Source organism: Brevibacillus sp. BC25 (genome assembly GCF_000282075.1).
Lineage (GTDB): Bacteria > Bacillota > Bacilli > Brevibacillales > Brevibacillaceae > Brevibacillus.
In genome coordinates, this window is the sequence record NZ_AKIX01000044.1 from 1 (window position 1) to 15239 (window position 15239).

Genomic DNA, 15239 nt, shown 5'->3' on the forward strand with positions numbered 1-15239 from the left:
CCAGCCGCCTATCCGTTGCTGCTCCTGCTTGCCATAGCCGGAGCGGCGGCTGTCATTGAGACGAAATTATACTCGAGCTGAAAGGTTAGCTCCTCGAAAAAGCTTTGTACACGATCACTTCGTCATACGAAAGCGGAATGATCTCTTCGGCCATGTATCCTCCTGCCATTCTTTGCTGGACTTGAGGAGTGCTCGGTACACCGACACTGGAAGACGCGATGTCTACACGAATCGTCGTGGCATTCGGATCGAGTGGAATTTCGAGGGCAAAGGTGGGTTTATCAACGGTAAAACTTTTTACTTTTACGCCATTCACGAGCGCAGTCAAAACAATGGGCTTCGGCAATTTTACGGGGGAGCCAGGGACTTTGCCCTTCACTAACAACATTTGAGCCGGTGCAGATGGATCTGATTCAACAATCGCACGCAGGACAGGAGGCGCCCACAAGTCCATCCCCCGATTCATGCTTGTGATTCTGGTTGTATTGGATGGAAAGGACTTATAGAGCCTCAACAGGTCGAGTACACCCATGCCTTTGTACTGTGGAACGTACGATATCCAATGGCTGGGTATGGACGAATAATTTTTTGCAAGAGATCGTATGACTTCGGGTACGCCGACGGAATGCCATTGGGTAGCTGATTTGCAAGCCGTGTGGATTCGAGCGTTTCCTAAATAGTGAGGCAGGTAACCGATGGGATAAAATTTGGCGATGCGCATCCACAGGTCGTAATCCATGCAAAATTGCAATTTTTCATCTACGCCCCCCATGTGCCTGAAGACGTGGGCTCTGATGAAAGCGGATGGCTGGCAAATCACACAGCTCTGATACAACTTCTTGGAATCAGCTTGTTCTGACGGGTAAGTGGTGGATACTTGACCGTACTCGTTCATTACATGGCAATTGCCGTGAAGCATTCCCCAGGCTGGGTTACCCGCAAAAGCGTGAACAGCCTTCATAATGGCGCCAGGTACATAGGTGTCGTCTGAATTCAGCCAGCCGATGATTTCCCCTCTTGCCAATGCCAAGCCTTTGTTAAGCGCATGAGACTGTCCGCGATCCGGTTCGGAAATATAACGGAAGCGCGGATCTTTTTGTGCATATTCTTGCAAGATGGAGAGCGTATCGTCAGTCGAGCCTCCATCTACCACAATATGCTCAAGGTTTGCATAGTCCTGGGTCAATATGCTATTTATCGTCTCACGAATAAACCGGCCTTGGTTGTAAGAGGGGGTAATGATACTCACTAAGGGGTGCTGTGAGTGGGACACGAGATTCACTCCCATCTTTCCATCATAAAAAATGCATGCACTACCATCAGATTATGAAAGAATGGAAAATCGGGTACACAAGCATCGTTGATCTTGTGCACCCGATTTCAATGTACCCGGATTTTACAGGTAGTCCGGAACGATCCCTGGATTGCGGAAGATACGGAGCAATTCGGCGTGACAGTTAGGGTCGATTTCGTTGCCAGAAATGGCTCTTGCCACGAGGCTGATACGCCCCGCATCGTAATTGTTGATTCTGCCGGAAGGGATGGTCCGAACCGATTCAGGAATGATTTCAAACAGTGTGCCTCGGAGCATCTCCTCGATGCAAAGGACGGACGGCAGCCACCAAGTGGTATCGTCCTTATAAATCCGGTTCATTTGTCCAGGAGCTCCGTTGTAGACCATGATCGATTGGGTTGTATCCAAAATACAGGCAGTTTCCAACAAGAGGTGCCCACCTGGTTTAATCACGCTTCGGCATTGCGATAATGTCCACATCGGATCGCGCAGATGATAGAGCAAACCAAGATGCTGGACGACATCAAATTGATTGTGCCGTATTTGTTGAGGAAATGGCAGTGGTTCTATAAAATCGTCCATCAGCAAAACTTGCAGCCCTTCCCATAATTTATAAGGGCTGGTATTATACAGCGGCAAAACTTTGCTTTGCAGGATGTTCTTGCAAAACTCAAAATTCAAATAGAGCGGCTGCATACAGTCCGTAGCCACGACAAGACTTGCCCCTCTTTGCTCCGCTTCAAACGCCCACATTCCGTCAAAGCTAGCGAGATCAAGGACGCGTTTCCCCGAATATTGGATGTATTCTCTGGATTGTCTCGTCATATTCCATATACCTTCCAGAAGCGTAATCCCGGGTGTGACAATACCGGGTCGCAGCGCGATCTTATGGTACCATCGCCGTTTGCTGATCTCATCGAGAATTTCCTGATCTGTCCAAAATCTTCCCATCGACATGTCCCCCTTCATTGCAGAGTGCTTGCCCTATACGATATGTTCGGACTGTGCTGGGGGAAATGATATAAATGCATTAATTTCGTCCTATTCACGTCTAAAGTTGCTTGGCAACAAGCAGGTTTTCGGAAAAAAGGCATATGCCCGTTTCTCGTTGTCTGTCACATACATAAAGTATGGGGAGAAAAAGGAGGCGGAAAGAGTATGCCCTTGCCCATCGTGATCATCCATCGAGGGGACGATGATTATCTCACATACAGCTTGCAGCAAGCGAAAAGAAGTAATCCCCATTCGCCCGTCTATTTGATAGGGAATGGGGGGAACAGAAGGTATGCTATGAACGGCATCATTCATGGGATGATAGACGATTACATGCCAGCCGCTATCGAAATGACGAGAGTCTATAAACATATTCATTTCATGCCCTATGAGTACAATCTGTTTTGTTTTCAAAGATGGTTTATTTTGTTGGCGTTTATGAACAAGCATCAGATTCCGAAATGCTGTTATATCGATACCGATGTCATGCTGTTTACCGATGTGAACCATCCGCGCTTTGACAACTTTATGATGGAATTCGTATGGACCAATTTCTTGGATAGGCAGAAGCTGGAACATTTTTGCGAGTTTATGACGTCTCAGTTTGCCAATCCGATAACATTTGCGAAAGTCGTTCATTACACGATGCAGAGAAAGGAACATGTCAGATTCAATCAGCCATTAATTACAGATATGGTGCTTGCCTTGCTATTTCTTGCACAATTTAAGGATTACCAAATGACGAACGGCTTGTTTCATGATGGCTTTATTGACGGCAATATTCAGCAGTCTGCTTCGGTGGAGAATTTGTATGGCTATAAGAAAATTTACTCGATAAATGGTGTCCTGTACTGCAAGGATAAGGCAACGAATCAATATGTACCGTTGTTTTCTCTTCATTTTCAAGGATACACGAAGCACCATATGAAGTTTTTCACGGCTCCCTATCTCCCACAAGCAGGTTCTTACATTTTCGATTATATTACCAATCGATGGATTCAGTTTTTATAGGCTTCTATCATCCCTCGTGTTATTCGACCATTTTCATTGGACCATAGAGCATCGACTGCGACAAACGCATAAGATGGTGCATACAACACGATAAACGGATAGAGGTGGCCTGAGTGAAACTGATATTGCTATCGGGTGGTTCAGGGAAAAGGCTGTGGCCGCTCTCCAATGATGTCAGGTCCAAACAGTTCTTGAAGTTGATAGGCAATGCACATGCCCAACCAGAGGCGATGGTTCAACGAGTGTGGAGACAGCTGGCCTCTCGCAATTGGTCGGAGCCTGTTTATATTTCAACAGGCCGTTCGCATGTTGATTTGCTTCAAAGCCAACTTGGAGAAGGCGTTCCCTTGATCGTGGAGCCGGAAAAAAGAGATACTTTCCCTGCCATTGCTTTAGCGGTGACTTATTTGTACTCTGCTTTGACGATGGACCCGGATGAAGTCATCGCCATCATGCCTGTAGATCCATTCGTTGAGGATCGCTTTATGGATAGGATCAAGGAGCTGGAGAACGTCATACTCAGATCAGGCGCGAATCTCGCATTAATCGGAGTGAAGCCTACGTATCCATCTACGAAATACGGCTACATTGTTCCACAGCTAGAATCACAATCGGATCAGGGTAAAAGGCCTCATGCCTATCAAAAAGTAAAAAGCTTCAAAGAAAAGCCGTCACTTGAGCAAGCGCAGGATTTAGTAGAGAAGAAGGCCCTATGGAATTGTGGAATTTTTGCTTTTCGATTGGGCTATCTGATTCGCGAATTAGAGCAAAAAGGATTGCCTACTGAATACAACCGCATGCTTGAGCAATATAGCCAAATGCCTGCCATCAGCTTTGACTATGAGATTGTAGAAAAGGCAGAGAAAGTAGTCGTTCTCCCGTATGACGGAGACTGGAAGGACTTAGGGACATGGAATACGCTCGCGGAAGAAATGAGAGGGAATGCAATCGGTAAGGTTTTGCTCGATGAGAGTTGCACGAATACACACGTTATCAACGAATTGGACATACCTATCGTGTCCATTGGTTTATCGGATATGATCGTGGCGGCCAGTCCTGATGGCATCCTCGTTTCTTCCAAGGAACAAAGTCATATGGTCAAAAATTTGGCTTTGGATTGGACAAAGCGCCCAATGTATGAAGAGCGGCGCTGGGGATGGTATCAGGTTATGCATTTTCAGAAAAATGAGGACGACGGGGAAGTATTAACGAAAAGAATCCATGTATACGCCGGAAAAAATTTGAGCTATCAGTACCATCACCACCGTAGCGAAGTATGGATCATCGTAGAGGGCTGCGGCGAGTTTATCTTGGATGATCAACTGAGCCAGGTTGGACCGGGTGACGTATTGCAAATACCGGTAGGAGCCAAACATGCAATCAAAGCTACGACCGAGCTGGAATTCATCGAGGTACAGATGGGAAGTCAGTTGGTGGAAGAAGATATCGTTCGACTCGGAATGACGTGGTCAGCGATCCTGGAGCAGATTGGGAAGCACGGTGATCACGATGATTGATTCAGCGTTCTGGCGTGACAAAAAAGTGTTGATCACAGGTCATACGGGGTTCAAAGGGGCATGGCTGTGCTTATGGCTGCATCACTTAGGAGCGAAGGTAACAGGGTATGCGCTGTCGCCGCCGACGAATCCAAGTATTTTTGAGTGTGCCCAAATCAGCTCATTGGTTGATTCGATCATTGATGATGTCAGATCGAAGGAAAGCGTTCAAAAAGCGATCAACCAAGCAAAGCCGGATATCATCATTCATATGGCCGCTCAGCCGCTGGTGCGTTTGTCGTATCAATATCCGGCGGAAACCTACGAAATCAATGTCATGGGTACGGTGAATGTACTCGAGGCGGCGAGAGTGGCTGTGCAGAACGGAATGAAAATAAAAGCGATCATCAATGTTACGACGGATAAGGTTTACGAAAACCGGGAGTGGGTGTGGGGATACCGGGAGCAAGATGTGTTGGGCGGCTACGACCCGTATTCCAACAGCAAAGCATGTTCGGAGCAAGTGACTGCCTCCTATCGCAATGCTTTCTTTCACCCTGACAAGTATCACCAGCATGGCGTAGCAATTGCTTCAGCGCGAGCAGGCAATGTAATCGGCGGCGGTGATTGGGCTCTTGATCGCTTGATACCGGATTGCCTGCGTGCCTTGATAAAGGGAGAGAAAGTCACCACCCGAAATCCCAAAGCAATTCGACCGTGGCAGCACGTCCTTGAGCCATTAACAGGGTATTTGATGCTCGCTGAAAAAATGTGGGGAAATGGCAAGGATTACGCCCAGAGTTGGAATTTTGGTCCGAATGAGGAAGATGCCAAATCGGTAGAGTGGATCGTCCAGCAATTGTGTGAGCGATGGGGAGCTGGTGCCCGCTTTGAAGCAGAGCGAACTGATTCACAATGGCACGAAGCCCAATATTTAAAGCTGGACTGTTCCAAAGCCAAAAGTGTAATAGGCTGGAAGCCCAAGTGGTCACTCGAGCAGACTTTGGATAGTATCATTTCTTGGCATAAGGCTTATGAGCAAAAGCAAGACGTAAGGGAGATCTGTTTGGCCCAAATCGCAGCGTATACAGATAAGGCCCAATGAACAACAGAGGAAGGAGGGCAGCCAATGAAAGTCGTCATCCTAGCAGGAGGGTATGGCACGCGCATTGGAGAAGAAACGCATCTTCGTCCAAAGCCGCTCATTGAGATTGGTGATTGGCCCATCATTTGTCATATCATGTCCAATTATTCCAAGTACGGTTTCCATGATTTCATCATCTGTCTCGGGTACAAAGGCTATATGATTAAGGAGTACTTCGCGCACTATTTCCTTCACCATTCTGATGTGACCTTTGATTTTCGTAATGACAATCAGGTCACTTTTCACAACCACAATGCTGCTCCGTGGCGAGTCACATTGATTGATACGGGGAAAGACACAGGGACAGGTGGAAGGGTGAGGCGGATACAGAAGTATGTGGGAGAAGAAACATTCATGCTGACGTATGGAGATGGCTTATCCGACATTGATATTGAACAGCTGGTAAAATTTCATCGCACGCATAAAAAACTCGCAACGATCACCACGACTCAACCGCCAGGCAGATTCGGAGCATTGGATATTGCCGATGGCAACGCCGTAAAAGGATTCCAGGAGAAGCCAAAAGGGGACGGTGGGTGGATCAATGCTGGTTTTTTTGTCATGGAGCCGGGTGTATTCGACTATATTGCAGGTGATGAGACGGTATTGGAAAAAGAGCCGCTGGAGGGCTTGGCCAAGGCGAATCAACTGATGGCCTTCAAGCATACCGGTTTTTGGCAGCCAATGGATACGCTCCGAGATAAAAACTACTTGGAAGAACTGTGGAAATCCGGAAAAGCAGCATGGGCAACCAGCCGAACATGAAGGAGGAAGCAGGAGTGGGCGGATTAAATGAGAACAGTGAAGAGGTTTTTTCTCCGATCGGATACGGGGACATAACGATCGATTGTGGGGCAAATCACGGGCTCATTTCTCAAAAAATGGCGGATAAAGGCGCCCTCGTCTTTGCGTTTGAACCGAATCCATACGTATTTGAGGAATTGAAAAAGAGGGTGGGTTCCTATCCCAATGTCATATGTATAAACAAAGCGGTTTGGCATAAAAACGATAAACTACGCTTGCATTTGCATGATCTTTTCCATACGGATCCAGCTGGGTCCGCTTATGCCTCTTCCCTTTTGACTAATCATCCAGTTACGAATCCCGAAAAGTATGTAGAGGTAGAGGTAATTGATTTGACACAGTTCATCCAGATGCTCAATCGGCCGATCAAATTAATCAAAATAGATATTGAGGGGGCAGAATTTGAACTGTTGGAAAAAATCGTGGAGCAAAATTTACACCTTCAAATAGAAAAAATCGTGGTAGAAAATCATGAATGGCTGATCCAAGACTTGAAAGCAAAAGCCGATCACTTTCGGAGGGTCATGCAAGAAAAACAAATTCACAACATCGATTTGAACTGGGTATAAGGAGAGTGCCAAGCAGGTGAAGGGGAGCGATCCCAGATGAAGATACTTGTGACCGGCGCGACAGGCTTTCTCGGAAGCCATCTCGTAAAAGCGCTGCGATTGGACGGACATACTGTCATCATTTTGAAAAGGAGCACTTCCGATTGCTCGCGTATCCAGGACATATTGCCTGATTTGATTACGTATGATACGGATCGCGGTCAATGGGAAGCTCCTTTTTTCGAGCAGGGGAGAATCGATGCGATCATCCATACGGCAACCTGTTATGGACGCAACAACGAGAGCAATGCCAGGATGGTAGATGCCAATGTGACCTTTCCGCTGAAACTGCTAGATGTGGCTATACGCTCTGGCACCCCTGTTTTTCTGAATACAGATACGTTTTCCAGTGTGCCCGTCCGATTACCCAAACATCTACAACCTTACAATTTGACGAAGCGCCAGTTTCGAGAATGGGGAAAATGCCTAGCAGATACATCTTCCCTGCAATTCATCAACGTCAGGCTGGAGCATATGTATGGTCCGTATGACAATACGAATAAATTTGTCTCTTTTGTCATCAAAAGCTGTCTCGAAAAGGAGCTCGAACTAAGGCTTACAGAAGGAAAGCAAGCAAGGGACTTTATTTATGTGGATGATGTTGTTTATGCCTTTCGTGTGTTGTTGGCGCCTGCTACCCGTATACCCGCTGGATTTACGGAATACCAGGTAGGGACAGGTACGGCAACCTCGATCCGAGAGTTTGTAGAACTGGTTCATCAGATGACTCAATCAAGCACGGTCCTGAAGTTCGGATCAATTGCGTATACCGACATGGAAATCATGCATTCACAAGCAGATATTCGACCGCTGCAAGCTCTAGGGTGGGATCATCAAGTAAAGCTGGAGGATGGATTGAGAAAGGTAATGGCCACTTTCAAATAACAACGAAACAAAAAACATGGCGAGCCTGCAGCCATGTTTTTATCATGTGCGCTTAATCGAGGAAAGTCTTGTTCGTACAGAACAGATCAGCGTGGAAAGGTTTCATTTCGTCTAGTAAGTGGTTGTAGTTCTTCACTTTTACCACCGTATTGTCCCGCTTAAACATATACAGATGGGTAAACAATTTCTCCAGCAGTGTGTATAGCACGAGTGGATGTCTGCCGAAGTTTTCCTTGATGCTCTCAGGGTTGAATTCAATGATCACATCCGGGTCCCACTGCTTAAGTGTTCGCATGGCATTTTCCAAGACGATGACCTCCGAGCCTTCCACGTCAATTTTAATGAGGTCGATGCGCGAGATCATATTCTGCTCTACCCAGTCATCCAGCCTGACACATGATATGAATTGGGTGGATTTCTCCACGGCTTCTGGCTCATGCGGGATATAAGACCATCCGCCTCCGCGCGGGTCGTCATTAAAATGAATGTTCCCGTTCCGGTCCGCTATTCCCAGCTGGAGTGGCTCGACATTGGTGATGTGATTCTCGGACAGATTTCGCAGGAGATACGGATAATTGACATCGGAGGGTTCGAATGCGTACACCTTGCCTTGAGGCGCGAGATAGCTCAGTGCGAGCGAGATCGGACCGATGTTCGCTCCGATGTCTAGGCAAATATGGTCAGGTTGTACGATTTTTTTCAGAGGAAGGATAACGTAGTCTTCATAGTATCCTTGGTAATACTCCATAAAGTACAGGACGCTTTGATCGGAGCCGTCCCCATAGACAGTAAAGGTTTGATTGTCAAACGGCAGGTGAAAGTCAACTTTCTTCATCGAATTCGTTGCTCCTTCAAGTGGATTGTAGATCATGATGATGTCATTTCCTACGACGAATAAGAGGTCGGGACGAAGAGCATGAACGAATTCTCGTAGTTGTTGGATCGTGGGATAATCGTTCAACAATGGATTGGGACCAATAAAGCAACGAGCATCATCAATCAAAATGACGTGATTTTGGACAGAATGCTGTAAAATGGCAGTCAGCTCATGCAAGATAGGGGTGTCCAGATCTCCTTTGGCTGCCTCAGATGAGCGGGGAATGTAATGGCCGTCCAGCCAAAACAGGCAAGGTGTTGTAACAGAGTGCATCAGGTTGGTCAATACTTCTCCACTGTCACCGTGGAGGATATGGATGTGGCTGTCGCCGGAAAATCTCTCTTTTGCCGCGATAAACAATTCTTCATCCAGCTCGATGGAAACGAGCAAGTCGAAATGGTTTTTCATCGCCTGCAACATGTCGCCCTTAAACGTACCTGTCTCGATCAAGGTGCGTATGCCCATCGTTTTAGCAATATGTTTGATCTTCGACTTTTTCAAATCGTTTGTCGGTGCTTCCAACAGCCAAAAATCCCAAGTCTCTTGTTCTGTTAATGGAAACGGGATTCGGCGCTCCTTCCTCCACGTCTCTCGAATTTGCTGCATGCGTGACATACAAAGATGACCTCCTTTCAAAAGACATTAGCGTGCGACGGAAGAAAAGACAGCCAGTGTTTCGCGTGCGCATTTCTCCCACGAAAAATGCTTGGCTTGATGGATGCCCTTGGTAACCAAGTCTGCTCTTGCCTCAGGTGTCAAATAAAGATGGGCGAGCTTCACCGCGATATCATCGGAAATATTCGGGTCGAAGGTGAGAGCAGCATCACCCACCACCTCAGGAATGCTCCCTGCATTGGAGCATACGATTGGAATGTTGGACTTCATGGCTTCTACCAGCGGAATGCCAAAGCCTTCGAAGAGGGAAGGGAAGCAAAGGAACTGGGCATTTCGATACAAGTAAGGCATCTCTTCCTGCGGTACGTAATGGAGCCATTTGACTTGGTCCCACAGCTGGTTATTCGTGATGTAATTCATGACGTTTTGATGAGCCTCTTGAGCAAAACCGGTGAAAACCATGGGGATACGTATATTGTGTTTATCCCGCAAAGTGACGAGTGCTTTGAATACATTCAGGTGATTTTTGTGATGCCATGTATTCGCGGGGAAAAAACCGTATTCGCTGGGCAGCAGCTTATACTTTTGTATGACTTGCTGGTTGAGCGCCTCATTATGCGGCAAGGAAAATTCCCGCGAGGCATCCAGGTGGATCGCATGTACTTTTTGTGGAGGAAGCCCGAATTTTTGGAGGATCGTTTGCTTGGAAAACTCCGACAGAGTCAGCACGGCACTGCAACGCTCTGCAGACGATTTGTAGTTATCTAGTCGCCAGCGCAAGGAATGTGCATCGAAAAACTCCGGGTAATACTCGTGTTGGATATCAGGAATGTTGATAACAGAAGGGATTGTGATATCGGATGGATTCAATACAAGCAGCGGACAAAACCACAAATTCAACTGCAATGAGTTAATCCAGAAATGAAGCATCGCGTGTGCATTACCATGGTCGGGGACCATGAATTTACGCACATTTTTTTGCGCCTCAAAGGTATGGAAATTGTGTGAGGATAAAAAAAGAAACCACTGATGGCCGTCCCCAGCATTCATCGAGTAGGCCAGCAAGTTCCTGACATACTGTTCCATCCCGCCGATTTTGCCCGGAATCACTGACATCAGGTTTATTCCGACTCTCATGTAGGGATCCTCCCTTGGGCGTGAGGATGTGCCATGTACCAAGCAATCGTTTTCTCCAAGCCAGCGAGTAAGGACGTTTGTGCCACGAAGCCGAACCGTTTTTTTGCTTTGGTCACATCTAAAAGGCGGCGCGGTTGTCCGTCAGGCTTGGTTTTATCCCATTCGATCTCCCCTTGGAAGCCGCTTAGTTGCTTGATCGTTTCCGCTAAGCTTTTGATGGAGATTTCATGACCAGAACCGATATTGACCGGTTCAGATTGATCATAGCTGATGGTTGCAGCAATAATTGCCTGTGCGGCATCTTCGACATAAATGAACTCGCGTGTGACGCTGCCTGTTCCCCAGAGAACGATCTTTTTCTCGTCATTGCGAATGGCGTCCACGCATTTTCGAATGATGGCAGGGATGACGTGTGAGGTTTCCAAATCGAAGTTGTCGCCCGGACCGTACAAATTGACAGGAAGCAAATAAATGGAATTGAACCCGTATTGCTCGCGATAGGCTTGCGATTGCACCAGCATCATTTTCTTGGCTAAGCCATACGGAGCATTGGTTTCTTCAGGGTAACCATTCCATATATCTTCTTCCTGGAACGGGACGGGCGCATGTTTCGGATAGGAGCAAATGGTTCCGATGGCTACGAATTTTTCGACACCGAATAAGCGGGATTGCTCCATGAGCTGAGTCCCCATGATCAAATTATCGTAAAAGTATTTTCCTGGGTTTTTTTGATTTGCTCCGATTCCGCCGACGACGGCAGCCAAGTGAAGAATGATATCGGGACGGAAATCTTGCAACATCTTGTTTACATCATGTTCTTTGCGAAGATCGTATTCATGGCTTCTAGGGATGAAGATGTCCGTACAATCCAGTTTGCGCAATTGATGAACGACGTGGCCTCCTAGAAATCCTGATCCACCAGTAACCACAATCCGTTTTTTCGCCAGATTCAATTCGTGTCAACCTGCCTTTCTCGTCCGCATTCAAATTCGAGGCGAAGGGACTCTGCGATTTACCCAATTTTCGATATGGGACTTGCCTTTGGTAAATTCCTGATAAAATTGGTACTCCTCATAGGAAAGCGGGAGGACTTCTTCTAGGTGGTAGCTGATAGATCGTTTGACTTTAGGATTGTTGGGGTGGCTCTGAAGGATCTGTTGGCTGCAAAAAATACTCACTTCACATCGCTGTCCCTCCGAGATAATGGGAATCACGACTTGAAAACGCTCGTGGGTAACTTGGAAATTGTGTACGAGTTTCCCATTCCTCATGACATGGAAATGCAGGAGAGGGGCGGTATTAGGGTTGCTTCCTTTGATAAGCAAAGCGTGCATCGGTCCATGGCTGGCTTCGATGGTCATTCGCAGGTTTTGCGGAGCCCATGCGTCTGAGTAGCGGTTGGATGCAATGATTTGGGGAGAGGGTCCGAATGCATGATACGCTTTCAGCTTGTGGAGAAACCAAAATGCTCCTTGCTTGTAATGCTTCTGCGTGTAGTGATAGAGCCATTCATTCGAGATGGTGCCATGATGCTTCACGCTTGTTTTCAAAATTTCGGAAAACCCTGGCTCCAATTCATAGACAAACGTTTTGCATGCGTCATATAAGCGTGAGTTAGCCAAGAATTCGGGTATCGTTCCAATCGGGTAATGTAGGGAAATCCGGTTCCACAAATCGTAATCCATGCACCAGTCGTGTTCTTCGTTTACACCACCAACTGCTTCAAAGGCATGCTTGCGCAGGAAAGCAGCGGGTTGGCAGATGATGTTGAAATTAAACAATTTTTTTCTGTCAAACTCCACCCAAATGTACGGATACTTTACTTTGTCATTCTCATCAATGTGGAGCCCTTTTCCGTATACTACGCCCCAATCGGGATTCTGCTGCAAGGCTGTCACAGCCTTTCGAATGGCACCGGGAAAATACGTATCATCTGAATTGAGCCATCCGATAATCTCACCACGTGCCATTTGCAATCCTTTATTGATAGCATGGGATTGGCCGCGATCTGGTTCGGAAACGTAGCGGAAGCGGTCTGCCAGATGGCTGTATTGCTGCAAAATACTCTGTGTACCGTCAGTTGAGGCGCCATCGACCACAATATGCTCGATATGGGGATAGTCTTGTGTCAATACACTCTCGATCGTTCGTTTGATGAAGGGTGCCTGATTGTACGAAGGCGTGATGACACTGACGAGAGGAAGGGATTGCATGGACATAAAAAGTTCCCTCCTGATTTTTTCTACTCATCCACTCGACGTTTTCAAGAGCTGTTCTGTTGGCGTAGTACAGAGCGCCAGTCATTCAATAAATCTTCCATCGTTTGCTGGAAAGAGATCTCGGGCTCCCATCCCGTCTTTTCTCGAAATAGAGAAGAGTCTCCCAATACGATGTCTACATCAGAGGGGCGCAACCGATTGGTGTCTACGTGTATTTCTACCTGCACATCAGTCAAGGCCAGTAGCGTCTTCAACATGTCCTCGATCGTATAACGAGTACCTGCGGAAATATTGTATACATCACCTGGTTCACCTCGCGTAATCGCCAACCAATACGCCTTGACAATATCCCGTACATCCGTGAAGTCTCGAATTGCCCCAAGATTGCCGACGTGCACTTTTGGCTCTTGCAGACCAAGCTCAATCTGGGCAATTTGTTTGGCAAAATTAGAGGTCACATAGCTTTCGCCTCTTCTCGGACCTGTATGATGAAATGTGCGTGTACGGATGATCGCCAGACCGTAGCTGTGATGATATTGATACCCGAGATAATCCTGGGCAATTTTACTGACCGCGTATGGATTGAGAGGACGGAGGGGATTGGTCTCCTTTATGGGGATTTCCTCCGGATAGACCAAACCGTATTCCTCACTGGAGCAAGCGATTTGAATTTTGCACGAAACGGCATGGTTGCGTACCGCCTCGAACAAATTTAATTGTGGGACAATATTGTTTACCATCGTATCTGCAGGAGACGACACCGAGGTGGGGACGAAGCTTTGAGCAGCCAAGTGAAAAATGAGATCAGGCTTTATTCTCTGGATGAGTTCATTTACAGATTGGGGATCTTTTAATTCACAGTTTTCCATATGCACGCGGTCCATCAGGTGCCCCAGCTGCTCTTTTTTGGTAAGGGATCGGAATGTGCCGTAAACATCTACATCTCCCCGTGACAGTAGATACTCAGCCAAGTGACTGCCGGCAAATCCCGTTACTCCGGTAATCAATGCCTTCATGAGTCGAATCCCCCCTGTCCATGATGCTCATAGCGAAGGATGAACAGCTTAACATATTATGAATATGGAAAAATGTGAAAAAATGGCACGGCGCACAGGCTCGTTTCCAAAGGGAATTTTATTGAGATCAGGGCTTGGCGGGCACCCATTTGCAGGTCGGATAGTCGAAATACATGAAATCATCTGTGTTCGGGATGTCCTGTGAGCGAAAGTAGGGGATATATGCTTTCGAATGTCCTTGAAAATGCAAGGAATGAGCGCTAAGGTAGTCGGTCGTGCCCGTTATTTTGCAATAAAGAGCGCCATTCTTTTGATAAATCTGCTTCTTCCCATCTTGGCTGTCAGCCTGCGGGCAGGATGGAGCAAAAGGACAGTTGAGATTATGATCGAAAAAGCCGTTGGCAACTATACCATACGTAGCTTTGCGGCGAAGCGCGTAATTGTGAAACAGGATAAACAACACCATGTCAGAAATAGGGGCATCTCCGATTTCTTTTGCGAATTGAAGCAGAGTCTGGTAGTGAAGAGGGTCGCGAAAAAATTTGGTCGCGTAATCGCAAAATTGATTGAGTTTTTCCAGGTCGCATACGGTCGTCCAGGTATACTCAAATGTAAAGTCATCGAAATCCTCGTTGTCTCGCTTACTGATATCGGTGTATAGCATTACGTCCGAGTCCAGGTAACAACAACGTTCTATCCCTTGACTCCTCATAAAATCGCGCAAAATAAACCAGCGTTGGAAGCAAAACAGATTGTATTCGTAGGTGTTGGAAGTGGAGTGCTTGTAAACAAAAGAAAAAGCTTGGGCACTTTGGTAGAAACGGCTCAACAGGAAGTGCTCTGTATTTTCCGCAGAAAGATATTTGTTTTCTGGGCTTCCGATAAGAATGACACGAGAAGAAGGGTTGCTGTATTTCGCCTGTTGCATGCATAATCCTACATGATCTTCAGCCGTTCTGTGAATAAACACGATGGGCAAACTCACGATACACATCTCCTCTGTCTTACAAAATGCCTGATAGGCTCCCATTAGTAAACTTTATCCTAATATATGTCCCGAGGAGGGCCTTGAAACGGCAGGCGCCTCTTACGTGGAACATTTTGTATGAAATGCGTGCAATAGCCTGTTTTGCAACCTGT

14 protein-coding genes are annotated in these 15239 nt (G+C 46.7%); 6 read left to right on the forward strand and 8 right to left on the reverse strand.

Annotated elements, in window-relative coordinates; translation table 11 throughout:
• Positions 1–85: 85 nt before the first annotated feature.
• Both PMI05_RS13155 and PMI05_RS13160 read right to left on the reverse strand, forming a co-directional pair.
• On the reverse strand, positions 86–1273 hold the full coding sequence (locus tag PMI05_RS13155; protein ID WP_007722113.1) for a glycosyltransferase family 2 protein: 1188 nt from the start codon (positions 1271–1273) through the stop codon (positions 86–88).
• A 123-nt stretch (positions 1274–1396) separates the two neighbouring features.
• Positions 1397–2245: a DUF1698 domain-containing protein gene (locus PMI05_RS13160; RefSeq protein WP_007722115.1), complete on the reverse strand. Its 849-nt coding sequence runs from the start codon at positions 2243–2245 to the stop codon at positions 1397–1399.
• 207 nt (positions 2246–2452) lie between these two features.
• Here PMI05_RS13160 and PMI05_RS13165 point away from each other — a divergent pair, with 207 nt between their 5' ends.
• The 6 genes from PMI05_RS13165 to PMI05_RS13190 all read left to right on the forward strand — a co-directional run bounded on the left by PMI05_RS13165 (position 2453) and on the right by PMI05_RS13190 (position 8235).
• Positions 2453–3298: a hypothetical protein gene (locus tag PMI05_RS13165; protein WP_007722119.1), complete on the forward strand. Its 846-nt coding sequence runs from the start codon at positions 2453–2455 to the stop codon at positions 3296–3298.
• A gap of 113 nt (positions 3299–3411) precedes the next feature.
• Complete coding sequence (locus tag PMI05_RS13170; RefSeq protein ID WP_007722125.1) at positions 3412–4815, forward strand: sugar phosphate nucleotidyltransferase; 1404 nt, start codon at positions 3412–3414, stop codon at positions 4813–4815.
• Positions 4808–5899, forward strand: coding sequence for a CDP-glucose 4,6-dehydratase (gene rfbG / locus PMI05_RS13175; protein WP_039960732.1), 1092 nt, complete (start codon positions 4808–4810; stop codon positions 5897–5899). Before PMI05_RS13170 ends, rfbG begins: the two co-directional genes overlap by 8 nt.
• A gap of 24 nt (positions 5900–5923) precedes the next feature.
• Positions 5924–6703 carry a glucose-1-phosphate cytidylyltransferase gene (rfbF, locus tag PMI05_RS13180; protein ID WP_007722129.1) on the forward strand — a complete coding sequence of 260 codons (780 nt, stop codon included), beginning with the start codon at positions 5924–5926 and terminating at the stop codon, positions 6701–6703.
• Between the two features lie 14 nt (positions 6704–6717).
• On the forward strand, positions 6718–7311 hold the full coding sequence (locus PMI05_RS13185) for an FkbM family methyltransferase (RefSeq protein ID WP_039960734.1): 594 nt from the start codon (positions 6718–6720) through the stop codon (positions 7309–7311).
• 36 nt (positions 7312–7347) lie between these two features.
• Positions 7348–8235 (forward strand): NAD(P)-dependent oxidoreductase, encoded by an 888-nt coding sequence (locus PMI05_RS13190; RefSeq protein ID WP_007722134.1) that lies wholly within the window; start codon positions 7348–7350, stop codon positions 8233–8235.
• Positions 8236–8287: 52 nt separating this feature from the next.
• Here PMI05_RS13190 and PMI05_RS13195 read toward each other — a convergent pair whose 3' ends face one another.
• From PMI05_RS13195 to PMI05_RS13220, 6 genes are all read right to left on the reverse strand, one after another.
• Positions 8288–9727: an FkbM family methyltransferase gene (locus tag PMI05_RS13195; RefSeq protein ID WP_007722136.1), complete on the reverse strand. Its 1440-nt coding sequence runs from the start codon at positions 9725–9727 to the stop codon at positions 8288–8290.
• 27 nt (positions 9728–9754) lie between these two features.
• Entirely contained in the window at positions 9755–10864 is a 1110-nt protein-coding gene (locus PMI05_RS13200; protein ID WP_007722138.1) for a glycosyltransferase family 1 protein, read from the reverse strand.
• Complete coding sequence (locus PMI05_RS13205; protein WP_007722140.1) at positions 10861–11817, reverse strand: GDP-L-fucose synthase; 957 nt, start codon at positions 11815–11817, stop codon at positions 10861–10863. Before PMI05_RS13205 ends, PMI05_RS13200 begins: the two co-directional genes overlap by 4 nt.
• 30 nt (positions 11818–11847) lie before the next feature.
• Positions 11848–13083 (reverse strand): glycosyltransferase family 2 protein, encoded by a 1236-nt coding sequence (locus tag PMI05_RS13210; protein WP_007722142.1) that lies wholly within the window; start codon positions 13081–13083, stop codon positions 11848–11850.
• Positions 13084–13127: 44 nt separating this feature from the next.
• Positions 13128–14099, reverse strand: coding sequence for a GDP-mannose 4,6-dehydratase (locus PMI05_RS13215; RefSeq protein ID WP_007722144.1), 972 nt, complete (start codon positions 14097–14099; stop codon positions 13128–13130).
• Between the two features lie 127 nt (positions 14100–14226).
• Positions 14227–15093, reverse strand: a complete 867-nt coding sequence (locus tag PMI05_RS13220; RefSeq protein ID WP_238543297.1) for a hypothetical protein — start codon at positions 15091–15093, stop codon at positions 14227–14229.
• Between the last annotated feature and the right edge of the window lie 146 nt (positions 15094–15239).